Origin of the sequence: Shimwellia blattae DSM 4481 = NBRC 105725 (genome assembly GCF_000262305.1) — a bacterium.
Taxonomy (GTDB): Bacteria; Pseudomonadota; Gammaproteobacteria; order Enterobacterales; family Enterobacteriaceae; genus Shimwellia; species Shimwellia blattae.
In genome coordinates this window covers 1,678,253-1,702,421 of record NC_017910.1, presented here as the reverse complement: position 1 = coordinate 1,702,421, position 24,169 = coordinate 1,678,253, and the positions used below count along the sequence as shown (strand labels likewise).

Annotated in this window: 20 protein-coding genes; 7 read left to right on the top strand and 13 right to left on the bottom strand. The window is 58.0% G+C overall.

Annotation, left to right across the window (positions count from 1 at the left end):
* Position 1 precedes the first annotated feature (1 nt).
* The 3 genes from EBL_RS07875 (at position 2) to osmB (ending at position 3,706) form a co-directional block, all read left to right on the top strand.
* Positions 2-2,434: a formate C-acetyltransferase/glycerol dehydratase family glycyl radical enzyme gene (locus EBL_RS07875; RefSeq protein ID WP_002443120.1), complete on the top strand. Its 2,433-nt coding sequence runs from the start codon at positions 2-4 to the stop codon at positions 2,432-2,434.
* Between the two features lie 45 nt (positions 2,435-2,479).
* On the top strand, positions 2,480-3,226 hold the full coding sequence (yciT, locus tag EBL_RS07870; protein ID WP_002443118.1) for a DNA-binding transcriptional regulator YciT: 747 nt from the start codon (positions 2,480-2,482) through the stop codon (positions 3,224-3,226).
* A gap of 261 nt (positions 3,227-3,487) precedes the next feature.
* Complete coding sequence (gene osmB, locus EBL_RS07865; RefSeq protein ID WP_002443116.1) at positions 3,488-3,706, top strand: osmotically-inducible lipoprotein OsmB; 219 nt, start codon at positions 3,488-3,490, stop codon at positions 3,704-3,706.
* Positions 3,707-3,778: 72 nt separating this feature from the next.
* On the opposite strand, the gene yciH is transcribed toward osmB, so the two are convergent.
* From yciH to pgpB, 5 genes are all read right to left on the bottom strand, one after another.
* Complete coding sequence (yciH, locus tag EBL_RS07860; RefSeq protein WP_002443114.1) at positions 3,779-4,105, bottom strand: stress response translation initiation inhibitor YciH; 327 nt, start codon at positions 4,103-4,105, stop codon at positions 3,779-3,781.
* A 1-nt stretch (position 4,106) separates the two neighbouring features.
* Entirely contained in the window at positions 4,107-4,841 is a 735-nt protein-coding gene (pyrF, locus tag EBL_RS07855) for an orotidine-5'-phosphate decarboxylase (protein WP_002443113.1), read from the bottom strand.
* 178 nt (positions 4,842-5,019) lie between these two features.
* A complete protein-coding gene (gene lapB, locus EBL_RS07850; protein WP_002443111.1) occupies positions 5,020-6,186 on the bottom strand; it encodes a lipopolysaccharide assembly protein LapB in 1,167 nt (388 codons plus the stop codon).
* Positions 6,187-6,192: 6 nt separating this feature from the next.
* Positions 6,193-6,495 (bottom strand): LapA family protein, encoded by a 303-nt coding sequence (locus tag EBL_RS07845; RefSeq protein ID WP_002443109.1) that lies wholly within the window; start codon positions 6,493-6,495, stop codon positions 6,193-6,195.
* A 162-nt stretch (positions 6,496-6,657) separates the two neighbouring features.
* Positions 6,658-7,425, bottom strand: coding sequence for a phosphatidylglycerophosphatase B (gene pgpB, locus EBL_RS07840; protein WP_002443107.1), 768 nt, complete (start codon positions 7,423-7,425; stop codon positions 6,658-6,660).
* A gap of 226 nt (positions 7,426-7,651) precedes the next feature.
* On the opposite strand from pgpB, the gene ribA reads away from it, so the two are divergent.
* Positions 7,652-8,242: a GTP cyclohydrolase II gene (gene ribA / locus EBL_RS07835; RefSeq protein ID WP_002443106.1), complete on the top strand. Its 591-nt coding sequence runs from the start codon at positions 7,652-7,654 to the stop codon at positions 8,240-8,242.
* A 71-nt stretch (positions 8,243-8,313) separates the two neighbouring features.
* Here the strand turns inward: ribA and acnA are convergent, their stop codons facing one another.
* The 3 genes from acnA to topA form a co-directional block, all read right to left on the bottom strand.
* Complete coding sequence (gene acnA, locus EBL_RS07830) at positions 8,314-10,968, bottom strand: aconitate hydratase AcnA (protein WP_002443104.1); 2,655 nt, start codon at positions 10,966-10,968, stop codon at positions 8,314-8,316.
* Positions 10,969-11,183: 215 nt separating this feature from the next.
* The gene (cysB, locus tag EBL_RS07825) at positions 11,184-12,158 is read right to left on the bottom strand and encodes an HTH-type transcriptional regulator CysB (RefSeq protein ID WP_002443103.1); all 975 of its coding nucleotides are present in this window, start codon (positions 12,156-12,158) and stop codon (positions 11,184-11,186) included.
* A 206-nt stretch (positions 12,159-12,364) separates the two neighbouring features.
* The gene (gene topA / locus EBL_RS07820; RefSeq protein ID WP_002443101.1) at positions 12,365-14,971 is read right to left on the bottom strand and encodes a type I DNA topoisomerase; all 2,607 of its coding nucleotides are present in this window, start codon (positions 14,969-14,971) and stop codon (positions 12,365-12,367) included.
* A 401-nt stretch (positions 14,972-15,372) separates the two neighbouring features.
* Between topA and EBL_RS07815 the strand changes: the two genes are divergently transcribed.
* Positions 15,373-15,624: a YciN family protein gene (locus EBL_RS07815; RefSeq protein WP_002443099.1), complete on the top strand. Its 252-nt coding sequence runs from the start codon at positions 15,373-15,375 to the stop codon at positions 15,622-15,624.
* 44 nt (positions 15,625-15,668) lie between these two features.
* On the opposite strand, the gene sohB is transcribed toward EBL_RS07815, so the two are convergent.
* Complete coding sequence (sohB, locus tag EBL_RS07810; RefSeq protein WP_002443097.1) at positions 15,669-16,721, bottom strand: protease SohB; 1,053 nt, start codon at positions 16,719-16,721, stop codon at positions 15,669-15,671.
* A gap of 218 nt (positions 16,722-16,939) precedes the next feature.
* Between sohB and EBL_RS07805 the strand changes: the two genes are divergently transcribed.
* Both EBL_RS07805 and cobO read left to right on the top strand, forming a co-directional pair.
* Positions 16,940-17,701, top strand: a complete 762-nt coding sequence (locus tag EBL_RS07805) for a YciK family oxidoreductase (protein ID WP_002443094.1) — start codon at positions 16,940-16,942, stop codon at positions 17,699-17,701.
* Positions 17,698-18,288: a cob(I)yrinic acid a,c-diamide adenosyltransferase gene (gene cobO / locus EBL_RS07800; RefSeq protein ID WP_002443092.1), complete on the top strand. Its 591-nt coding sequence runs from the start codon at positions 17,698-17,700 to the stop codon at positions 18,286-18,288. The genes EBL_RS07805 and cobO overlap by 4 nt, the downstream gene beginning before the upstream one ends.
* Here the strand turns inward: cobO and EBL_RS07795 are convergent.
* The 4 genes from EBL_RS07795 to rluB form a co-directional block, all read right to left on the bottom strand.
* Positions 18,285-19,241 carry an AraC family transcriptional regulator gene (locus tag EBL_RS07795; protein ID WP_002443091.1) on the bottom strand — a complete coding sequence of 319 codons (957 nt, stop codon included), beginning with the start codon at positions 19,239-19,241 and terminating at the stop codon, positions 18,285-18,287. The two genes, cobO and EBL_RS07795, sit on opposite strands and share 4 nt — an antisense overlap.
* A 3-nt stretch (positions 19,242-19,244) precedes the next feature.
* Complete coding sequence (locus EBL_RS07790) at positions 19,245-21,605, bottom strand: beta-glucosidase family protein (protein ID WP_002443089.1); 2,361 nt, start codon at positions 21,603-21,605, stop codon at positions 19,245-19,247.
* Positions 21,606-21,608: 3 nt separating this feature from the next.
* A complete protein-coding gene (locus tag EBL_RS07785) occupies positions 21,609-22,985 on the bottom strand; it encodes an MFS transporter (protein WP_002443087.1) in 1,377 nt (458 codons plus the stop codon).
* 189 nt (positions 22,986-23,174) lie between these two features.
* The gene (gene rluB / locus EBL_RS07780; protein ID WP_002443086.1) at positions 23,175-24,056 is read right to left on the bottom strand and encodes a 23S rRNA pseudouridine(2605) synthase RluB; all 882 of its coding nucleotides are present in this window, start codon (positions 24,054-24,056) and stop codon (positions 23,175-23,177) included.
* Positions 24,057-24,169: the final 113 nt, after the last annotated feature.

Genomic DNA, 24,169 nt, shown 5'->3' with positions numbered 1-24,169 from the left:
GATGACTGAACTGAACCTGGACTACCTCAGCCCACGGATAAGTGCCCATAAGCAGGCGCTTATCCATATTGTTAAACCGCCGGTGTGTACTGAGCGGGCGCGGCATTACACGGAAATATACCAGGCCCACCAGGATAAGCCTCTGCCGGTGCGCCGGGCCCTGGCGCTGGCCCACCACCTGGCCGCGCGCACTATCTGGATCAAGCACGACGAGCTTATCGTGGGTAACCAGGCAAGCCATGTGCGCGGCGCGCCGCTGTTTCCTGAGTATACGGTCAGCTGGATCGAGCACGAAATTGACGAGCTGGGCGATCGCCCCGGGGCGGGGTTTTCCGTCACCGAGCAGGATAAAGCCGTGATCCACCAGATTTGCCCCTGGTGGCGCGGGCAAACCGTGCAGGACCGCTGCTACGGCATGTTTACCGAAGAGCAAAAATCGCTGCTGGCCAGCGGGATAATCAAAGCCGAAGGCAATATGACCTCCGGGGATGCACACCTGGCGGTGAACTTCCCCCTGTTACTGGAAAAGGGGCTTGCCGGTCTGCGGGAAAAAGTGGCCGAACGCCAGTCGCGGCTACAGCTGACTGACCAGGGCGATCTCCACAAGGCGCAGTTTCTGAACGCCATTGATATCACCCTTAACGCCCTGAGCGGGCATATTCTGCGCTACGGGGCCCTGGCCCGGCAGATGGCCGCCCGGGAGCCCCGGGAAACCCGCCGCGCAGAGCTGCTGACCATTGCCGCCAACTGTGAACAGATTGCCCACCAGCCCCCGCAAACCTTCTGGCAGGCGCTGCAGCTCTGTTACTTCGTGCAGCTGACGCTCCAGATAGAATCTAACGGGCACTCGGTCTCCTTTGGGCGGCTGGATCAGTATCTCTACCCCTGGTATCGCCGCGATGTTGAGCTGGAGGCGACCCTGACCCGGGAGCAGGCCATTGAGCTGCTGGAAAGCTGCTGGCTGAAGCTGCTGGAGGTCAATAAAATCCGCTCCGGCTCCCATTCCAAAGCCTCTGCCGGTAGCCCCCTGTACCAGAACGTGACCATCGGCGGCCAGACCCTGCGTAACGGTGTTCCGGTCGATGCGGTTAACCCGTTATCCTGGGCGATTCTTGAGTCCTGCGGCCGCCTGCGCTCTACCCAGCCCAATTTAAGTGTCCGCTACCATGCGGGGATGGGGGATGATTTCCTCGCCGCCTGCGTGCAGGTGATCCGCTGCGGCTTTGGTATGCCCGCGTTTAATAATGATGAAATTGTAATTGATGCGTTTATTAAACTGGGTGTCAGCCGGGAAGATGCCTTCGATTATGCGGCCATTGGCTGTATCGAAACTGCGGTGGGCGGGAAATGGGGGTATCGCTGCACCGGGATGAGTTTTATCAACGTTGCCCGGGTGATGCTGGCGGCCCTGGAAGGCGGGCGGGACGCCACGACCGGCAACGTCTTTCTGCCCCAGGCGCAGGCCCTGTCTGCCGGTAACTTTGGCCATTTTGATGAGGTGTTAGCCGCCTGGGATCGCCAGATTCGCTACTACACCCGCAAATCCATCGAGATCGAATGCGTGGTGGACACGGTGCTGGAGGAGAACGCCCACGACATTCTCTGTTCAGCCCTGGTGGATGACTGTATTGAGCGCGGGAAGAGCATTAAACAGGGGGGCGCGAAATATGACTGGGTTTCCGGCCTGCAGGTAGGGATAGCCAACCTGGGCAACAGCCTGGCCGCCGTGCGCAAACTGGTTTTCGACCAGGGCCTGATAACCCAGCAGGATCTGGCCGCGGCCCTGGCCGGTGATTTTGACGGTTTACCCGGGGAGCAGCTGCGCCAGCGCCTGATAAACGGCGCGCCGAAGTACGGCAACGATGATGACGATGTGGATCTGCTGCTGAGCCGGGCATACCAGAGCTATATTGACGAACTTACCCGATACCACAATACCCGCTATGGCCGTGGGCCCCTGGGGGGCACCTACTATGCGGGCACCTCGTCGATTTCCGCCAATGTGCCTTTTGGTGCCGCCACCATGGCAACACCGGATGGCCGGAAAGCGCACACCCCGCTGGCAGAAGGGGCCAGCCCCGCATCCGGTACGGACCGGCTGGGCCCGACGGCGGTTATCAATTCCGTCGGCAAACTGCCCACGGAGCGTATTCTTGGCGGTGTGCTGCTCAACCAGAAGCTCAACCCGGACACCCTTGAAAACCCGCGCGACAAAGCCAAACTGATGGCGATGCTGCGCACCTTCTTTGAGGCTCACCGGGGCTGGCATGTGCAGTACAATATTGTCTCCCGGGAGACGCTGCTGGCAGCCCAGCGCCACCCGGATCAGTACCGGGATCTGGTGGTGCGGGTGGCGGGGTATTCCGCCTTCTTTACGGCCTTATCGCCGGATGCTCAGAATGATATTATTGCCCGCACTGAGCATACGCTTTAACTGACAGGGCGGTGGCCCCGGCCACCGCCTGATAAACAGGCCCCTATGAATTCGAGACAACAGATTATTTTACAGCTGGTCACTGATCGCGGCCGGATGAGCGTGGTAGAGCTGGCGAAACTCACCGGGGTGTCTGAGGTGACCATTCGCCAGGATCTCAATTTGCTGGAAAAGCAGAATTTTTTGCGCCGCGCCCACGGCTATGCTCTGGGGCTGGAAAGCGATGATGTGGGCACCCGGATGATGGATAACTACCCGCTCAAGCAGCGCCTGGCGGAGTATGCCGCAAGCCTGGTGGCAGATGGTGAAACGGTGTTTATTGAAAACGGCAGCTGTAATGCGCTGCTGGCCCGCACCCTGGCTGAGCAGAAAAAAATCACCCTGGTGACGGTCAGCTGTTATATCGCCCACCTGCTGAAAGACACCCCCTGTGAGGTTATCTTACCCGGCGGTATCTACCAGAAAAAAAGTGAGAGTATGGTCGGGCCGCTCACCCGCCAGTTTTTACAGCAGATCCACTTTACCCGGGCGTTTATCGGCATTGATGGCTGGCAGCCCGCCAGCGGATTTACCGGCCGGGATATGATGCGTGCCGAGGTGGTCAACAGCGTGCTGGAAAACGGCGCACAGGGGATTGTGTTAACGGACAGTTCCAAATTTAACCAGCTGCACCCCTACCCTCTGGGCCCGGACAGCGCCCTGACGCGGGTGATAACCGACAACGGGCTAAGCCAGGCACTACGCCAGCAGTTAACTGCCCGTTATGCGCGGCTGGACATTGTTTCTGCCTGAGTTATATGTAAAGAAAAACCGCTACGCCGGGCATTTCTTTACACAGCTTCAGAGCATTCCCAATCGCCCTTTAGGATAATTTCCCTGTGGTATTTTTTACTACAATTTAAAATATACTCATGCGATATAACAGGAAGTGGCGGTCATCCGCGTTATCTGATACGTCCGTTATCGCAAGAGGGTTTCACGGTATCCAGTACAGGTCTCTGACACCCGATATGGGTAAGTTTCCCGTGATTCATTAAATCAGGAGAAAGTAGAATGAAATTAAATAACAAAAAAATCGCCGCAGGCCTGCTTGCTATTACACTGGCAATGTCTCTGTCCGCGTGTGGCCACTGGTCAAAACGCGATCGTAACACTGCAATTGGTGCCGGTGCCGGTGCTCTGGGTGGGGCAATACTGACTGACGGCAGCACCCTGGGTACCCTGGGCGGTGCGGCAGTGGGCGGTATTATCGGCCACCAGGTCGGCAAATAATTCCCTGACCGGGTAAACAGATAACAAGGCCATGACACTGTCATGGCCTTATTTTTTCTATGCTACGCCCGCTCAGCCGCCAGCCAGTTTGACTTTATAGCCCCGGGCCTCCAGCAGGGTTTTAAGCAGATCGCGCTTATCGCCCTGAATCTCAATCACCCCGTCTTTAACGCTGCCACCGCAGCCGCATTTCTTTTTCAGATCGGCGGCTATCTTCACCAGCTCCGCATCCGCGGCATCGATACCGCTGATAAGGCAGACCCCTTTACCTTTACGGCCGCTGGTCTGGCGCTGAATACGGACAATACCGTCGCCTTTCGGGCGCGTGGCTTTTTCCTCCGGCGGGGTAATTCGCCCGGTTTGCGTGGAGTAGACCAGCGGGTTTTCGTTATCGCGCATATCAGGCTCCTGCCGTCAGGCTGGCGCGGATCGCCTGCAGCGCCGCTGCCGGATCCGCCGCCTGAGTTATCGGGCGGCCGATAACCATATAATCCACCCCTGCCGCCAGCGCCTGGGGAGGGGTCATGATGCGGCGCTGATCGCCTGCGTCGCTGCCTGCCGGGCGGATGCCGGGGGTTATCAGTTTAAAATCCTGCCCGAGCCCTGCTTTAAGGGTCACCGCTTCATGGGCGGAGCATACCACGCCATCCAGACCGCACTGCCGGGTCAGGCGCGCCAGGTGCTCAGCGTACTGGGCCGGTGACAGGGTAATGCCGAGGTCCAGCAAGTCACTGGATTCCATACTGGTCAGCACGGTGACCGCAATCAGCAGCGGCGCATCTTTGCCCCAGTCGCGCAGTGCTTCCCGGGCGGCCGTCATCATGCGCGCCCCGCCGCTGGCGTGGACATTGACCATCCAGACCCCAAGCTCCGCTGCCGCCGCCACGGCTTTGGCTACCGTGTTGGGGATATCGTGGAATTTCAGATCCAGAAACACCTCAAACCCCCGGTTCTGGAGGTCGCGCACCAGTTGCGGGCCATACAGGGTGAACATCTCTTTGCCGATTTTAAGGCGGCAGTCAGCCGGGTTGATGCGATCAACAAACGCCAGCGCCTGGTCTTTACTGGCATAATCCAGCGCGACAACGATCGGGGAGTCCGTGACAACAGGACGGGATGATGCGGCAAAATTCATGGCTCTTCCTTTGACTGATGGGCGACACCGGGGCGCAAAAAATTTAAACGGCTGGCATTCTACCCGCAGTGCCGGAAAATTGACAGGCTCCTCTCGTCTGCCTGGCCGGGTTGCGGGTGTGGTGGTGAATAAATATTAAGCATGTTGTAACTAAATACAGGCTTTTTTAAAAAACAGGCTACTGGCCGTCTAACCCGCGGATGGGCTTAATGGTTGACCAGGCCCGGCAGGAGGGGCAGTGCCAGTACAGGGTGTAGGCGGTAAAGCCGCACTTGTGGCAGCGGTAGCGCGGTTTGGAGCGGATCTGCTCCCCGACCATATCACGCAGCACGATCAGGCTGTCTCTGGCCCGGCCCTGTTCTGCTTCCATCAGGTGGTAGTCCATCAGACGGTGGAAGACCCGCATCGTCGGGTGGCGTTGCAGTTCGCGGGTTATATAGGTTTGCGCCGCGTCCTGGCCTTCGCGTTTTTCGATAAGCTCCGCCATCATCAGCTCCGCCATGGCGCCGCCGCTTTCCCCCACCCGGCCCAGGAAATCTTCCCAGCCCTGGGGTTTATCCAGCTGCAGGTAGCAGTCGCGCACCATTTCCAGGATTTCGTGAACCAGTTCCCGGTCCTGCTCCAGCACTTTTTCCAGCGACTCTACCGCCCGGGCATATTCGCCTTTCTGCATATAGATGCGCCCCATCATAATGGAGACGCGCGCGCTGTTGCGGTCCGCCGCAGCGCCCTTTTTCAGCAGCGCGATGGCGCGATCAAAATCGTCGCTGCCCATATGCTGTAGCGCCAGCTCGCAGTAGAAATGCGCAATCTCAATGCGCTGTTTGTCTTTGCCCAGTTTCACCAGGCGCTCAGCCACATCAATGGCTTTCTGCCAGTCGCTGGTGAGCTGATAAATTTGCAGCAGTTGTTGCAGGGCGGGCAGGCGGAAGTCTGTTTCATCCACCAGCTGAATAAACATGCTTTCGGCGCGATCGTATAGCCCGGCGGCCATATAGTCACGGCCCAGTTGCTGCACGGCCAGTAGCCGCTGTTCATAGGTTAACGAGGCGCTCTCCATCAGTGTCTGGTGGATGCGGATCGCGCGGTCCACCTCCCCCCGGGAGCGGAACAGGTTCCCCAGCGTCAGGTGGGCTTCCACCGTGCCGGTATCTTCTTTGAGCATATCAAGGAACAGATCGACCGCTTTATCCTGCTGATTAGACAGCAAAAAGTTTACCCCGGCCACATAGTCCCGGGATAAGCGGTTAGCTTCCTGCTGTTTATCCTGATGAGCACTTCTGCGCCCCATATACCAGCCATAGGCCGCGGCAACCGGAAGCAGCAGAAACAACAACTCCAGCATATAACGTTATTCCCTGGCCGCCGGTACTGAGGGCTCTGGCGCCTGCTCAGGAACCAGTTGCTGTTCAAGGCGTTTAACCCGTCTCTCTGCCCGGGCCAGCGCAACGCGCACCCGCAGCCAGAACAGGCCGCAAATCAGCCACCCCAGCACAAATCCTGCGGCAAAAAGTGTCGCCAGAAGGGTCGAAACGCGATACTCCCCCTGGGCCAGCAGATAATTAAAACTGACGACCTGATCATTCTGGGCACCAAGGGTGACTGAGATAACAAAAATCGCCAGGACTAATAAGAAGATTAATAAATATTTCACATTACTTCCCGTAGATGTGGTTACAGGCGAAGAAAACATCCGCACACGCCATACAGACTGTATAAACTAGCATTTCCCGCAGATATGGGGAATCATAAACCACAGTCACAATATTCACTACATGGGGCCGCTCACAGGTTTTGCAAGCGGCTAATCGTGCTGTCACCTGTGCCGCCCGGCAATTTCCGCCTGCTCTTCAGGGGGCGGTGTGAGCGGGCCACATAACCGTTGCGCACACCAGCAGGCAATGGTCACCAGCAGCCAGGAGAGCATGGTAGCCATAATTAAATCCCCCGGCCAGTGCATTCCCAGAATCAGCCGGCTGCCCATCACCATAATCGCCCAGGCCGTCACCAGTATAATGGATAGCGTCCGCCGCCGGGGCCAGAGTAAACCAATGGCCAGCAGCGCCCAGGTCGCGGCAAACATGGTATGGCCCGAGGGGAAAGAAAACCCGGTTTCATTCTCCCAGTGGTGTCGCAGCCAGACGGGGATCTGCGGCTGGTCTGCCAGCTGTCGGGCCACCAGCGCGCTGCGCTGCTTGCGCTTGAGGCTATAGAAGCTATCGACCGGAATATGGTGGTTTTTCTCCAGCCACACCACATAAGGCCTGGGCGACTGAACCTGATGTTTGACCCAGGACTTCACCCCCTGCCCGGCCATGATCACCGCCACCAGAATAATTAACAGGGTGATGGCGGCCCGCAGCCGGTAACGCAGGCACCAGAGGAACCAGCCCCACAAAATCAGATGGGTAATCGCCCCCCAGGGTTGTGTTACAGACTCCGTGACCCAATACACTGCTTTAAGCCCGGGAGAAAGCAGCGCGTTATTATCTGGCGACCAGTGCCAGCCCGATATCAGGACACAGACCGGCATCACCAGTAAAATAGCGGCCCCTGCCAGGGTGCGTTTTGCAATTGATAACATACACTCTCCGGTTTTATATCCGGCAAGGATACCTGAAAACAGGAATAATACGGCAACTATTCGTCACGACCGGCTGGCGGAAAGCGGCCAGCCCCGGGCCCCACCATAAAGCCTATAGGTGATGACCAGGCATTGTGGCAAAATAGCCGATAATTGACATAAAGCCAGCCTGCTGGCGTACAACACGGGCATATTGCCCCGTGGAAGTAAGTATCTGGAGATTCACATGCAGCTTAAACGAGTGGCAGAAGCCAAACTGCCAACCCCCTGGGGCGACTTCCTGATGGTGGGGTTTGAAGAACTGGCAACCGGGCAGGATCATGTTGCGCTGGTTTTTGGTGATATTAGTGGGAGCGAGCCGGTTCTGGCCCGGGTACATTCAGAGTGTCTGACCGGTGATGCCTTATTCAGCCTGCGCTGCGATTGTGGCTTCCAGCTTGAAGCGGCCCTGGCCCACATTGCCGAAGAAGGCCGGGGGGTGCTGCTTTATCACCGCCAGGAAGGGCGCAATATCGGCCTGCTGAATAAGATTCGCGCCTATGCATTGCAGGATCAGGGCTACGACACGGTCGAAGCCAACCATCAGCTGGGCTTTGCCGCCGACGAGCGCGACTTCACCCTGTGTGCCGACATGTTCAAACTGCTGGATGTGGACGCGGTGCGTCTGCTGACCAATAACCCGAAAAAAGTGGAAATTCTCACCGAAGCAGGGATCAAAATTGTCGAGCGGGTTCCGCTTATTGTGGGCCGCAACCCGAAAAACGCCCGCTACCTGGATACCAAAGCGGCGAAAATGGGCCATTTGCTCTCCAAATAACGCGCCTTACCCCATTGTTATTACGCAAAAAGGGTCTGCCGGAGCAGACCCTTTTTTATTATCAGCCCCGTTTAGCTGAGCATATTGCGGATAACATATTGCAGGATCCCGCCGTGGCGGAAATAGATAAGCTCCTTGCCGGTGTCTATCCGGCAGCGGCACGCGATCTGCTGCTGGTGGCCGTCGCTGAATGTCAGGGTGACCGGTACTGTTACCCCGGGGGTCAGGGCGTCCAGCCCGCTGATATCCAGCAGCTCTTCACCACTTAGCCCCAGGGTTTTGCGGGTCACCCCCCGGGGGAATTCCAGCGGCAGGATCCCCATACCAATCAGGTTAGAGCGGTGGATCCGCTCAAAGGACTCCGCAATCACCACCCTCACCCCCAGCAGGCGCGGCCCTTTTGCGGCCCAGTCGCGGCTGGAGCCGGAGCCATACTCTTTCCCGGCAATTACCGCCAGCGGCGTGCCCTGCTGCTGGTAGCCCATTGCCGCATCATAGACCGGCACCACATCGCTGCCCGGGAACTGGCGCGTCATGCCCCCTTCCACCCCCGGGACAATTTCATTGCGGATGCGGATATTGGCAAAGGTGCCGCGCATCATCACCTCGTGGTTACCGCGCCGGGAGCCGTAGGAGTTAAAGTCACCGCGGGCCACCCCGTGGCTTTGCAGATAGCGCCCTGCCGGGCTCTCCTCTTTGATATTACCGGCGGGGGAGATATGGTCCGTGGTCACCGAATCCCCCAGCATCAGCAGGATGCGCGCCCCGTGAATATCGGCCACCGGGGCCGGTGCCTTCTCCATATTTTTGAAAAACGGCGGTTTGCGGATATAGGTTGAGTCCTGCTGCCAGTGGTAGGTCCGGGAGGGGGTCACGGTAATGGCCTGCCACTCCGGCGTGCCGGTAAAGACCTGGGCATACTCTTTACTGAACATGGCGGTAGAGACGCTGGCCACTGCTGCGGCGATAGCCTCACCGGAGGGCCAGATATCTTTTAACCAGACCGGGTTACCGGCCGGATCGTGGCCCAGGGGCTCGCTGACCAGGTTTTGCGTCATCGTTCCGGCCAGCGCATAGGCCACCACCAGCGGGGGCGAGGCCAGCCAGTTGGTTTTCACCAGCGGATGAATGCGCCCCTCAAAATTGCGGTTGCCGGACAACACGGCGCTCACCGTCAGGTTCTGCTCCCGGATGGCCCGCTCTACCGGCTCCGGCAACGGGCCGGAGTTGCCGATACAGGTGGTACAGCCATAGCCCACCAGGTTAAAGCCCAGGGCATCGAGGTAGGGCATCAGCCCGGCTTTGTCCAGATAGTCAGACACCACTTTGGAGCCCGGCGCCAGCGACGCTTTCACCCAGGGGCGGGTTTTCAGCCCTTTTTCCACTGCGTTGCGCGCCAGTAGACCGGCCGCCATCAGCACACTCGGGTTCGAGGTATTGGTACAGGAGGTAATGGCCGCAATCACCACCGCCCCTTCCGGTAGCGTGTCGCTGCCTGCCGCCTGTGAGGGGTGCCGGGGGCTGAGATCCAGCTCAGTGCTGGCGGTAAAGGCGGCGGGAACATCCCCCAGCGCCACCCGGTCCTGGGGGCGTTTGGGCCCGGCAAGGCTTGCCTCTACGCTGTCCATATCCAGCGCCAGCCTGCTGGTGAAGACCGGTTCGTCTCCGGGGTTGCGCCACATGCCCTGGGCTTTGCAGTAGGCTTCCACCAGCGCGATTTGCGCCGCGCTGCGCCCGCTCAGGCGCATATAGTCCAGGGTGACCTGGTCAACCGGGAAGAAGCCACAGGTCGCGCCATATTCCGGGGCCATATTGGCGATGGTGGCCCGGTCCGCCAGGGGCAGCGAGTCCAGACCATCACCGTAAAATTCCACAAATTTGCCCACCACCCCGTGGTTGCGCAGCATCTGGGTCACGGTGAGCACCAGATCCGTTGCGGTGATCCCTTCGCGCAGTTTGCCGCTCAGCTTAAAGCCGACAACGTCCGGGATAAGCATAGAGACCGGCTGGCCGAGCATTGCCGCTTCGGCTTCGATCCCCCCGACACCCCAGCCCAGCACCCCAAGGCCGTTTATCATGGTGGTGTGCGAGTCAGTGCCGACCAGGCTGTCCGGCCAGGCATGCCATTCGCCGTCCTGCTCTTCCCCCCAGACCGCCTGCCCGAGGTACTCCAGGTTGACCTGGTGACAGATCCCGGTGCCCGGCGGCACCACCCGGAAGCGGTTAAATGCCTGCTGGCCCCAGCGCAGGAAGGCGTAACGCTCGTGGTTACGCGCCATCTCCAGGCGCACGTTTTCGCCAAAGGCATCGGCACTGCCGAAGGCATCCACCGTTACCGAGTGGTCAATCACCAGGTCAACCGGGCTTAACGGGTTCACCCGCTGCACATCGCCGCCCAGGCGGGCGACCGCTTCGCGCATAACGGCCAGATCAACCACCGCAGGCACCCCGGTAAAGTCCTGCATCAGTACCCGGGTTGGCCGCCAGGCAATTTCACGATCCGCATGGGCGTCGGCCAGCCAGCCTGCCAGCGCCTGAATATCCTGCTCCGTGACATCGTCACCATCCTGGTAACGCAGCAGGTTTTCCATCAGGATCTTCAGTGATTTGGGTAACCGGGAAAGATCCCCGAGCGTTTTCGCCGCCAGGGGTAAGCTGTAGTAATGCCAGCGTTTGTTATCGATGACCAGCGTGTCCTTGCTGGCGTCATGTAGGGTTAACGACATAACTCCTCCTTAATTATCCGGCATGCTGAAATGTCAGCGCAGAAAGTCACCAGACTTCTCTTAAAGATAGTACAGATACGCGTTAACGTGATGATAATATTAGCAACGGGAGGGATACGGCCCGCCAGGGGCGCGCGGCAGTCGGCCAGTAAACCAGAGATAATTCAGGCAAATTTAACTGGCGCCGGGGCAGCGCCAGTACGGCAGGCGGCGGATTACTTCTCCGGCAGTTTAATGTCTTTAAACATCGCCTCAATATCTTCATTAGAGCGCAGCGACACGGCGGTATCCACCACATCCCGGGTCAGATGGGGGGCAAAGCGCTGGATAAAATCATACATGTAGCTGCGCAGGAAGGTGCTGCGCCGGAAGCCGATTTTCGTGGTGCTGTGGGTGAAAATCTCATGGGCTTCAATGCGCACCAGATCAGGGTCAGACACCGGATCGACCGCCATGCTGGCAATTACCCCGACCCCCAGCCCAAGGCGGACATAGGTTTTGATAACGTCTGCGTCGGTGGCGGTAAACACAATATGTGGCGACAGCCCCGCCCGGTTGAAGGCGGTATCCAGCTCAGAGCGGCCGGTAAACCCGAAGGTATAGGTCACCAGCGGGTACTGGGCCAGCTCCTCGATCCCCACGGCGCTTTTACCGGCCAGCGGGTGATCCGGTGTGACCACAATGGCCCGGTTCCAGTGGTAGCACGGCAGCATCACCAGATCGTCATACAGGTGCAGCGCTTCGGTGGCGATGGCAAAATCCGCATTACCTTTGGAGACCGCCTCCGCAATCTGGGTGGGCGATCCCTGGTGCATATGCAGCGACACCCGGGGGTAGCGCTCAATAAACCCTTTAATGACCCCGGGCAGCGCGTAGCGGGCCTGGGTATGTGTGGTGGCCACATACAGTGAGCCTTTATCCGGCCAGGTGTGCTCACCGGCAACGGATTTAATGGCATCAACTTTGGACAGTACCTCACGGGCGATACGAATAATCTCCTGCCCGGCCGGGGTGACCTGGGTCAGGTGTTTGCCGCTGCGGGAAAAGATCTGAATGCCCAGCTCATCTTCCAGCATGCGCACTTGTTTACTGATGCCAGGCTGAGAGGTGTACAGCCCTTCGGCTGTCGAAGAGACGTTCAGGTTGTGGTTAACCACTTCAACGATATACCGTAACTGCTGTAGTTTCATGACGTACCATCCGGGTAACTGCTGCACACTCAGGGTTAAATAACCTGAAAAAATACCCCTTTAGCGCTACATTTGCGCAAAAAGGCATAAACACTATACCACTTATATCTTCTGTGTATAGGCAGATGTAACAGATTATAACGGCAACAAAAACAAAAAAAGGGCCGGATATCCGGCCCTTAGTGGTATGCAGCTTTCCCGCAGGGTTACTTCTTCGTTTCAGTCCATTTACCGTCAACGAAAAACGCTGACCAGCCGGTCGCCTTACCGTCTTTTTCAGACGAGACATACTGCTGTTTGGTTTTACGGCTGAAGCGGACAACCGTTTTGTTGCCTTTTTCATCCTGCTGCGGCGCGTCGGCCAGGTAGCGCAATTTTTCCGGCAGACGGTCGCGGAAGCGGTAGAGCTCCTCAACCAACGGTGCGCGGGTTTCCCGGGATTTCGGGAAGGTATTGGCCGCCAGGAAAATACCCGCAGCGCCATCACGCAGCACGAAGTAAGCGTCGGACTTCTCGCAAGGCAGCTCCGGTAACGGCACCGGATCTTCCTTTGGCGGTGCCACTTCGCCGTTACGCAGGATCTTACGCGTGTTTTTACACTCTTCGTTGGTGCAGGCCATGTACTTGCCAAAACGCCCCATTTTCAGGTGCATTTCAGAGCCGCATTTCTCGCACTCAACGACCGGGCCGTCATACCCTTTGATGCGGAACTCGCCCTCTTCAATCTCGTAACCGTCACAGGTGGGGTTATTACCGCACACGTGAATTTTACGTTTCGGATCGATAAGGTAGCTGTCCATTGCCGTGCCGCACTTCTGGCAACGGCGCTTCGCACGCAGGGCGTTGGTTTCCGCATCATCCCCTTCCAGCACGTTGAGAACTTCGTTCTCCGGGATCAGGTTGATGGTGGTTTTGCAGCGCTCTTTGGGCGATAACGCATAGCCGGAACAGCCGAGGAAGACCCCGGTGCTGGCGGTGCGGATCCCCATCTGGCGGCCACAGGTCGGGCACTCAATACTGGTCAGCACCATCTGATTGGTGCGCATGCCGCCCTCTTCCGGCGCCTTTTCCGCCACTTCAAGCTGGCGGGTAAAGTCGCTGAAGAAGCTGTCCAGCACGTGGCGCCACTCTTCTTCGTGGCTGGCAACCAGGTCGAGACGATCTTCCATCTGGGCGGTAAAGTCGTAGTTCATCAGCTCGCGGAAGTTCTCTTCCAGGCGATCGGTGACGATCTCGCCCATTTTTTCCGCGTAGAAGCGCCGGTTCTCGACTTTGACATAACCACGATCCTGGATGGTGGAGATGATCGACGCATAGGTAGACGGGCGACCAATGCCGCGTTTTTCCAGCTCTTTTACCAGGGATGCCTCGCTAAAGCGCGCAGGCGGCTTGGTAAAGTGCTGAGCCGGTTGTAAATCAATCAGTGACAGTGTATCGCCCTGGTTGACGGCCGGTAATGTGCGGTCCTCATCCCCTTTGCGAAGCGCCGGCATTACTTTTGTCCAGCCATCGAAGCGCAGAATGCGGCCCCGGGCTTTAAGGCGATAATCACCGGCCCCGACAGTCAGGGTGGTGGAGTCGTACTTAGCCGGGGTCATCTGGCAGGCCACAAACTGACGCCACACCAGTTGATAGAGTTTCTGGGCGTCCGCCTCCATATCTTTGAGGCTTTCTGCCAGTACGTTCACATCGGAAGGACGAATCGCTTCGTGCGCTTCCTGAGAGTTCTCTTTGTTGGCGTACTGGTTCGGTTTCGCCGGCAGATATTTCGCACCAAAATTGTCGCCAATATAGTCACGGGCCATGGTGACCGCGTCCTGGCTCAGGTTGGTGGAGTCGGTACGCATATAGGTGATGTAGCCCGCTTCGTACAGACGCTGGGCGAGCATCATGGTCTTCTTCACCCCGTACCCCAGGCGCGTACTGGCGGCCTGTTGCAGGGTGGAGGTAATAAACGGCGCACCGGGCTTGCTGCTGGTGGGTTTATCTTCCCGCTCCACAACCTGGTAGCTGGCTTTTTCCAGCAGGCTGACCGCCGCCATGGTTTCCTGCTGGCTGGCAGGACGGAAAGGTTTATCAAGATAGTGAGAAACCTCAACCGGCAGCGTATCCCCCGCAGGGGTGGATAAATTCGCGTCAATTTCCCAGAACTCTTCCGGTACAAACGCTTTAATTTCCCGCTCGCGCTCAACCACCAGCCGCACAGCCACAGACTGTACGCGCCCGGCAGACAGGCCGCGGGCTATCTTCTTCCACAGCAGTGGCGAGACCATATACCCCACCACGCGGTCCATAAAACGGCGCGCCTGCTGGGCGTTAACCCGGTCGATATTCAGTTCGCCCGGTTTTTCAAAAGCCTGACGGATAGCGTTTTTAGTAATTTCGTTAAACACTACCCGGCTGTAGCGTTGCTCGTCGCCCCCGATAACCTCCCGCAGGTGCCAGGCAATGGCTTCCCCTTCGCGGTCAAGGTCAGTTGCGAGATAGATGTGATCTGCTTTTTCGGCAAGGGATTTCAGTTCTGAAACTACCTTCTCTTTACCGGGCAGGATCTCATAGTCCGCATCCCAGTTATGCCAGGGATTGATGCCCATACGGTTAACCAGCGCCGTACGCTCATCTTTTTTGCCCTTTTTAGCCGTTTTGGCCGTTTTGCTGGCGGCGGAGTCAGCGCTCTTTTTGTGAGCTGAGCCACTGGTCGGCAAATCGCGGATATGACCAACACTGGATTTGACCACATAGTCGTTACCAAGATATTTGTTGATCGTTTTGGCTTTTGCCGGGGACTCAACGATGACGAGAGCTTTGCCCATATTCACCTTTACCTATTTAATTCTTCCAGGAATACGTCGCACTTTCACCTTCCACTGGCGACGAACCGTTTTTTATATTGCGGCAGCGTCCGAAGATATCAAGCACTTTTCACTGCGTCATTCACGAGCTGTGATATCCAGCCCATTGAGAACGCAGGAATTTTTGCACCGGAACACAACGTGCACGACGATGTTTGGTTGAATGTCAAGCAATTCTGTTGCCAGATCTGCGAAAGCGTCACACTCTACCTGATAAAATCGGATACGCAACTTTAATTAGCATGCAATAGTGATTCGCGCCACCCGGAGCCCGGGGGCGGATGGCCGCCGCCATCGCCAGGATTATTTGCACATTCTCCACGGCCGGCAGTAAACTACCCGCAGTCTGTAAGGAGAAAGCAATGAAAGCCCCGACTCAACCTATCGACCGTAAAACCCTGTTAATCGAAGCAAACCAGCTGATTCGCGATCATGAAGACACCATGGCCGGAATTGAAGCAACGGACGTTGTGCAAAAAGGCGATGTGTTAGTGTTCCGCGGCGAGTATTACCTCGATGAGCAAGGGCTCCCAACCCCGAAGAGCACCGCAGTATTTAACATGTTTAAATATCTGGCCAGCACCCTGTCGGAAAAATATCACCTGGTTGATTAACCCAAAAAAAACAGGCCGGATATCCGGCCTGTTTTTTTGCGTCATTATAACGGCGGGTTCTGCTGCCCCCGCTGCCACCAGCGCAGAAGCAGGCGATCGGCACTCTTTGCCGCGCTTTGCGTCATGCGATCCATCACGTTTTTACGCCGGATATAGCGCACGCCCACCACGTCATACTGCTCAATACGCCCGATAAGCCAGTCATCGCTGGTGCCGATGGCATCAACCAGCCCCTTCTCCAGCGCCTGAGTCCCGTACCAGTGCTCCCCGGTCGCCACCGCGTCGACATCCAGCGCCGGGCGCATCTGATGAACAAACTGCTTAAACAGCAGGTGCGTCTGGTTCAGGTCTTCGCGGAATTTCTCCCGCCCTTCGGCGGTGTTCTCACCAAACAGGGTCAGGGTGCGCTTATACTGCCCGGCCGTGTGCAGCTCCACATCGATATCGTGGTTCTTAAGCAGGCGGTTAAAGTTCGGGAACTGCGCCACCACACCAATAGAGCCAATAATAGAAAACGGCGCCGCCACAATGGTGTTCGCCACGCAGGCCATCATATAGCCGCCGCTGGCGGCCACTTTATCGACCACCGCCGTCAGCGGGATCTCGCGCTCACGCAGGCGCTGCAACTGGGAGGCTGCCAGCCCGTAGCCGTGCACCACCCCGCCGGGGCTTTCCAGGCGCAGCATAACCTCATCCCCGGGGCGGGCCACCGCCAGCACCGCCGAGATCTCTTCACGCAGCGAGGAGACCTCATGGGCATCCATACTGCCTTTGAAATCCAGCACATACATAATCGGCTTAACCGAGCTTGATGTCTCACCGCGCCGGGCCCGGGCTTTGGCCTGCTTCGCTTCCTGCTTCTGTTTCTTTTTCTGGCTTTTATGCCAGAGTTTTTGCTGGTGTTGATCCAGCAGTGACACCTGCATCGCTTCCCGGGCATCCTGATATTGCTCACTCAGGCGGGTCACCCGCAATTCGCCCCGCTGGCCGCGCTTACGCTGCGCGGCGTTAATCACCACCACCACCAGCACCGCAATTGCCACCAGGAACGTGGCAACTTTGGCGAGAAATAATCCATAATCTGCAATCACACCCACAATACAGCCTCGTTTTCAGCCAGTTTTCGATGGCGCATTGTACCTGAATGAGACTCACTCGTCCCGCTCAGGCTATTGTCGGCCCCGGCTGATTGAAATTAGCGCCACTTTCAGGCATAAACCCTGAAACGAATTTGAAACATCTTCGGCTATAACCATGAATATTATATGGATTAACGTCCGCCGGAGCTGTTGCCCACCAGGTGCGAGGACTTAAAATGCACTATCAGCCTAAGCGCGACTTACTACAGAACCGCATTATTCTGGTCACCGGCGCCAGCGACGGTATTGGCCGCGAAGCGGCGCTGACTTACGCCCGTTACGGGGCCCGCCTGATACTGCTGGGCCGTAATCAGCACAAATTGCAGGCCACCGCAGAGCAGATAAACCAGATAAGCCCCATCCAGCCCCATATTTTCACCCTGGATTTACTGACTGCCAGCCCGGCGCAGTGCCACCAGCTGGCTCAGGAAATCAGCCAGCTGGTGCCGCGCCTTGACGGCGTGCTGCACAACGCCGGGATCCTCGGCGAAATTGCACCGATGATCGAACAGACCCCGGCCGTCTGGGCGGAAGTTATCCAGGTGAACGTCAACGCCACCTTTATGCTGACCCAGGCATTGCTTCCTTTATTACTGCAGTCAGATGCCGGTTCCCTGGTGTTTACCAGCTCAAGCGTTGGCCGCCAGGGCCGGGCGGGCTGGGGGGCATATTCGGTCTCTAAATTTGCCACCGAAGGGATGATGCAAGTGCTGGCAGACGAATACCGCCAGCGGAATTTGCGGGTTAACTGTATTAACCCCGGTGGCACCCGTACCGACATGCGCGCCAGCGCCTTCCCCACGGAAGATCCCATGAAGCTCAAAACGCCCCACGACATTATGCCGCTCTATCTGTGGCTGATGGGTGATGACAGCCGCCGGAAAACCGGCATGAGCTTTGATGCCCAGCCCAACCGTAAACCAGGAATTGCCGAATGAGTGACCAACGTTACCGCGAACGCCAGCAGCGGGTAAAAGAAAAAGTAGACTCCCGGGTGGCTAACGCCCGGGAAGAGCGCGGGATAATTATTGTCTTTACCGGCAACGGCAAAGGGAAAACCACCGCCGCCTTCGGCACGGCGGCCCGGGCCACCGGCCACGGGAAAAAAGTGGGGGCCATTCAGTTTATTAAAGGCACCTGGCCTAACGGCGAGCGCAACCTGCTGGAGCCCCTGGGGGTGGAGTTTCAGGTAATGGCGACCGGGTTTACCTGGGAAACCCAGAACCGGGAGAGTGACACCGCCGCCTGCCAGGCTGTCTGGCAGCACGCGGAGCGTATGCTGGCGGATCCGGCCCTGGATATGGTGGTGCTGGATGAGCTTACCTATATGGTGGCCTATGATTATCTGCCCCTGGAGACGGTACTCAGCGCCCTGAAAAACCGCCCCGCCAGCCAGACGGTTATCATCACCGGGCGCGGCTGCCACCGGGATATCCTGGAGCTGGCCGACACGGTCAGCGAGCTACGCCCGGTAAAACACGCCTTTGAGGCCGGGGTAAAAGCGCAGATAGGCATTGATTATTAAGCCACCTCCCCCAGGGCGCGAGCCAGCTGACGGTACAGTGCCTGCGTAAGCGGCAGGCACACACAGTCACCCTCCTGCCCCTGCACTCCCGGCGGCGACAGGATCTGTTTGCGGTACAGCGTTGGCGTCATACCGTGGTATTTATTAAACGCCGCAATCAGTAATTTATGCTGGGGGAACCCGCTCATCATGGCAATCCCGGTAATGGGGATTGTCGTATCCCGCAGCAGCGTGCGCGCCTTGTTAAGGCGCAGCAGGGTCAGGTAGTCCTTAAAATTACGCCGGCTGAAGCGTTTAAATTGCCGGGAAAACCAGGCGTAGCTCATCCCGGTGTGGTCCGCCACATCCTGAAGCGTTAGCGGGCTGTCAAAATGCTGGTTAATAAAGGTAATGGCTTGTTTGATTCGCCCGGCCTCCCGGCTGGTGGCGGGCTCGCAGGCCAGTGGCTCCCCGGCCCTGACGAGCGCATCCAGCAGCATGTAGGTTTCAGCAATCCGCAGAAATGGCGCATCCCCCTGAATGACTGACGCCAGCAGCGCCAGCAGATGCCGGGCCACCGGATCACCCGCCGCGGCCCCGGCGGCTTTGCGCCAGTAACGGATACCCGGCGCCGGGTGCAGGGCATCAAACAACGCGGGAGAAAACTGCACCGTCATCAGGCTGCTCTCCGGCTGCCGGGCGCTCAGCGTGTGAACCACCCCGGCATTGATATACAGCATATCCCCGCCACTCAGCCGAAACTCCTGCTGATCCGCCACCACGCAGAACGCGCCGCTGAGCACAGTCACCAGCTCCGGTGCCGGGTGCCAGTGCGGCTCACAGTAGCGGACCCGGGCGGCAAACAAATTCAGTTTCTCGGCATCGAAGGCGATAAGCTCACAGCCGGAGCTCTGCGGGCCCGGGGCGCGATGGGTTGCAGCCTGGTGCGGGTGGATAGCGGAAAAAGGTAACACCGGTCACTCCTGTTTGGCCGCAGGCTCTGCCAGGGCGGCATTCAGTGCGGCGCGATCAATATCCAGGCCGAGAAATGCCGTCAGCGTTACATACAGGCCGCAAAACATATCCGGGGCCAGCGCCGTCAGCCGCGCCCTGACCTGCTCTTGCGGGAGCTGGCTACGGGCGGCCACCAGCGCCACTACCCGGGAAAACGGCCCCGGCTGGCGGATAACCTGCTGTAGCGAGTTATCATCACGCAGGGCCACATAACGCGGGGGCACATTCACCGTTACGCAGGCGCACAGCTGAATATCACGGGAGGATTTCCCCAGCCGCAGCTGGTACTGGCCGGGTGTCACCACCCAGTCCCCGAGCCCCGGATGATAACAAGCCAGCTCCCGTACCGGGAGCATCATGGTCACAATTTGGCTCTCCCCGGGTTGCAGCTGCACGCAGGTAAACCCTTTTAACGCCTGCTCTTCACGGATAAGCTCTCCGGATGGCGGGGCCACATAGAGCTGGACTATCTCTTTCCCGGCGACCGGCCCGTGGCAGGTAACCCGCAGGCTCAGCCTGATGGTGTCATCTTCGCCATATTCATCCTGCGCAACAGCCATCTGCTCCCAGCTAAAGCGGCTGTAGCTCAGGCCGAAACCAAACGGGAAGAGCGGGTTAAGGCGCCGTTTATCGTAGTAGCGGTAACCCACAAACAGCCCCTCCCCGTAGTAATGCCGCAGGTTTTCCCCGGGATAATGCAGCCAGGCGGGGGTCTCCTCCAGGGTGTTGGGCACGGTCACCGTCAGCCGCCCGCAGGGGTTACGCAGGCCAAACAGCAGCTCCGCCACGGCGCGCCCCATTCCCTGCCCGGCGAAAAATGTCTCCAGCAGTGCGCTGCACGATCCCAGCCACGGCATCACGACCGCATCACTGTTTGCCAGCACCACCACCACCCGGCGCTGCACCCGGGCAATCTCGCGGATTAACCGCTCATGGGCGGGCAAAATATTCAGATCCTTGCGATCGCCATTTTCACCGTCTTCCCCCACAGCGGTGCTGACAAACACCACCGCCACATCCGCACAGCGGGCCTGCTCCACCGCCTGTGCCAGCGCCTGCGGATCATCCCTGTCGTCGTAAGGGGTGCCCGGTGCGTAACTGATGGTAAAGGCGTCCCCGGCCACATCCACTATCTCATCCAGGGGGCGGTCCAGCATCCAGGGCACAGTGGTAGCACAGCCGGAGCCCTGAATTACCGGTTGCTGGGCGGGCTTACCGGATACGGCAATGTTGTGCACTTTTTCAGGTGTCAGAGGCAGCAGATCGTCGGCGTTTTTGAGCAACACAATGGATTCGGCAGCCAGTGTCTGCGCCAGATGGTGGTGGGCCAGAAAATCTGCCCGGGTGTCTGGCTGCCGGTGGCGGTGGACCTTGTCAAGCAGCGTTAACATACGCAGACACGCCTGATCCACGGTGGCCTGCGCCACCTCCCCGCGCCGGATAGCGCCAAGTAAGGCGGCTTTTTCACCCGGGTTTTCCGGCATGGCCAGATCGTTTCCCGCCACCAGCGATGCCGGGCGGTTCTTAATGCCGTACCAGTCCGACATGACCAGCCCCTCATAGTGCCACTCATCGCGCAGCACCCGGCTCAGCAGGAAAGGAGCTTCAGAGGTCTGCACGCCATTCAGCCGGTTGTAAGAGGACATGACCGTCCAGGGCTGCGATTTTGCGATTGCCCGGCGAAATCCCTCCAGATAGATTTCCCGCAGGGCCCGGGGCTCAATGACCGAGTCCATTTCAGTGCGCCGGTATTCCGAGTTATTGGCGGCAAAGTGCTTCAGGCTGGCCCCGACCCCCTGCTGTTGCAGGCCATTGATCAGGGCGGCGGCCATATCACCGCTGATGACGGGATCTTCGGCATAATACTCATATCCCCGCCCCGCCAGCGGCGTGCGGCGGATGTTAATGCCCGGCCCGAGCAGTAACCCCACCCCAAAGTGCTGGCACTCGCGCCCCAGTGCCTGGCCCATCCGGTAGACCAGCGCCGTATCCCAGCAGCAGGCAAGGCTTGAGCCATTCGGAAAGCAGGTGGCCGGTTGCGACTGGCTGAACAGCGCCTCGCTGCCGCCTTTTTCTTCCCCGCCATGAGTGGCCTGCCCGGCGTTTTGCCCCACCACGCCCAGGAAGTCATCCATGCTCCACTTTTCTTCGCCGTTGATCTGGGCCGTGCTGTAGCGCACCCCGTAAGTACCATCTGTCATGACAATATCGTCAATGCCGAGCCGGGGGATAGCCGCTGTGCGCCACAGGCCCCGGCCGCTGAGCAGATCCACTTTTTCTTCCGGGGTCATGGCGGCAATCAGAGAATGAAAATCGGTATGCATGGTTTACGCCTCCTTTAGCGCAGCAGAAGAGGTGTTACACAGCGCAATGCGGCGCACAAGGTCCCGGTAGGTTTGCTCATCCAGGGGATAACGCCAGACAAAAATCGCGCTCAGGGCGAACATGACACAGGGGAACAGCGTCATCATAATGGTGATGCCGGTCATCGCCTCATGGGTTATCTGTGCGGCATCATACTGGTAGTAATCGAGCAGCCAGCCCGCGCATCCCCCGCCGACAGCCATGGCAATTTTGGTCACGAAATTGAAAAAACCGTAAATAGCGCCCTCTGCCCGGGTGCCGTGGTGCCACTCGGCATATTCAACGGTATCGGCAATCATTGACCACATCGCCACAAACCCCATTCCCAGCGTAATGCTGAACAGACACACGCCGGTCATCACCAGCCAGATATTGTCACCGGCGATAAAATACTGCATCAGCAGCCCCGCAATACCGATAGTCAGCGCCAGCAGGGTCATTTTCTTTTTCCCCAGCATGGCGATGGCTTTTTCTGAAATAACCGAGCCCAGAATATAAGCGGCGGACTGAATAAGAAAAAAGGCGGTGGTAAAATTTTCATCACCGATTATGTATTTAATAAAGTAGACGGCGATCGCCATCCAGACCGTGTATGCGATGTAAAAAAAGACCGTAAACAGAGATAACTGCATCAGTGGCCGGTTGCCGGAAACGGCGCGCAACATGTCGCTTATCCCTGGGGCCCTGGCGTGCGCATCGTTACTGACCCGCTCCCGGGTCATTCCGAAGCAGGCCAGAAACAGAAAAGTTGCGAGTAATGCAAAACAGCTGGCGGCAAAAATATACCCGTCGCGGGCATCGCTAAAGGCAGAGATCAGCACACTGGCGCAGGTGGAAACAAGCAGATAGCCAAAAATTGCCAGAACAAAACGGTAAACCGACAGTGACGCTCTGGCCCCCTCATGCTGCGTGATCCGGTTAGTCAGCGCAGAATACGGGGTATTTACCGCCGTGTATGCCAGGCAATAGAGGGTATAGGATATTAAGGCATACCAGAATTTAAGCTCACTTTCCGGTGCCACAAAGCAGAGCACCGTCAGAACCCCCAGCGGCAGGGAGCCATATAACAGCCAGGCCCGTAACTTGCCATAACGGCTGTGGGTTTTATCAACCACAAAACCAATAAAAATATTAAATATGGCGTCAGTCACCCGGGAAATAACAAAAATCACACTCGCCTGAGCGGCGCTGATACCATAGATATTGGTGTAGAAAAATAAAAGAAATAACGATACGAAGCCAAAAGACAGATTCGAGGCAAAATCGCCGAGCCCGTAACCGACTTTCTCTCTGACGCCGGGCACGACGTAGCTTGCCGATATTTTTTGCGACTGTTCCATACGCGGATACCTGTTATTGTCATCAATCAGGTAGCCAGTATAAAAAGCGCCCCGCCCGGACACATTGCGTTATTTGTCTGAACAGTTCCTGTTTTTTGTCTTTAGAGGGAATTGTGATGCCCGGCACACTCAGGCTTAGAAGAAATACGAGAAAGTGCCCCCACCGGATGTGCAGGGGCCCTTAAGAGATTAACCGTTATTCTGGCGATGGCTGCTGCGGCGACTGCCGCTGCCACTTACCTGGCTGTGGCGTTTTACCGCCTGGCGAATCTTGTTAGCCTTCATGCGGCGGCGATCTTTTTCTACCGCCACTTTGCTCTGGGTTTCTGCCGGCAGCTCAACCAGCTGGCGCAGGTAGTTGGTCTGGGCGAGATCCAGCTCGGCGTAACCGCCGCGCGGCAACCCTTTCGGCAGGGTTAAATCACCGTAGCGCACGCGGATAAGGCGGCTGACCTGCACGCCTACCGCTTCCCACAGGCGGCGCACTTCCCGGTTGCGGCCTTCGGTCAGGGTCACGTTATACCACTGGTTGATCCCCTCCCCGCCGGTAAATTTAATGGTTTTGAACGCCGCCGGGCCATCTTCCAGCTGCACGCCCCGGGTCAGTTCGCGCACTTTGCTGTCATCCACCTGGCCGAACACACGCACGGCGTATTCACGTTCAACTTCCCGGCTCGGGTGCATCAGGCGGTTAGCCAGCTCCCCGTCGGTGGTGAACAGCAGCAGGCCGCAGGTGTTCACATCCAGACGACCTACCGCTATCCAGCGCGCGCCGCGCAGTTTGGGCAGGCGGTCGAACACGGTCGGGCGCCCTTCCGGATCATTGCGGGTACAGAGTTCGCCTTCCGGTTTGTAGTAGGCCAGCACACGGCAGATCTGCTCGGCGGATTCTTTAATCGCCACCAGGTGACCATCAATACGGATACGCAGGCCAGGGGTCACTTCAACCCGGTCGCCCAGGGTGGCGATTTTGCCATCCACACTGACGCGACCGGCAGAGATAATCGCTTCGATTTCACGGCGGGAGCCATGGCCGGCACGGGCCAGCACTTTTTGTAACTTTTCGCTCATTGAGCTTCCTCGGGTGTCGCCTTCACAGGCGTCTCAGGGACTTTAAACACAGCGGGCAACACACTGGTTTGCCCGCTGTGGTCGGTGTTTTTTCGTTTACCGGGGGGCAGTGG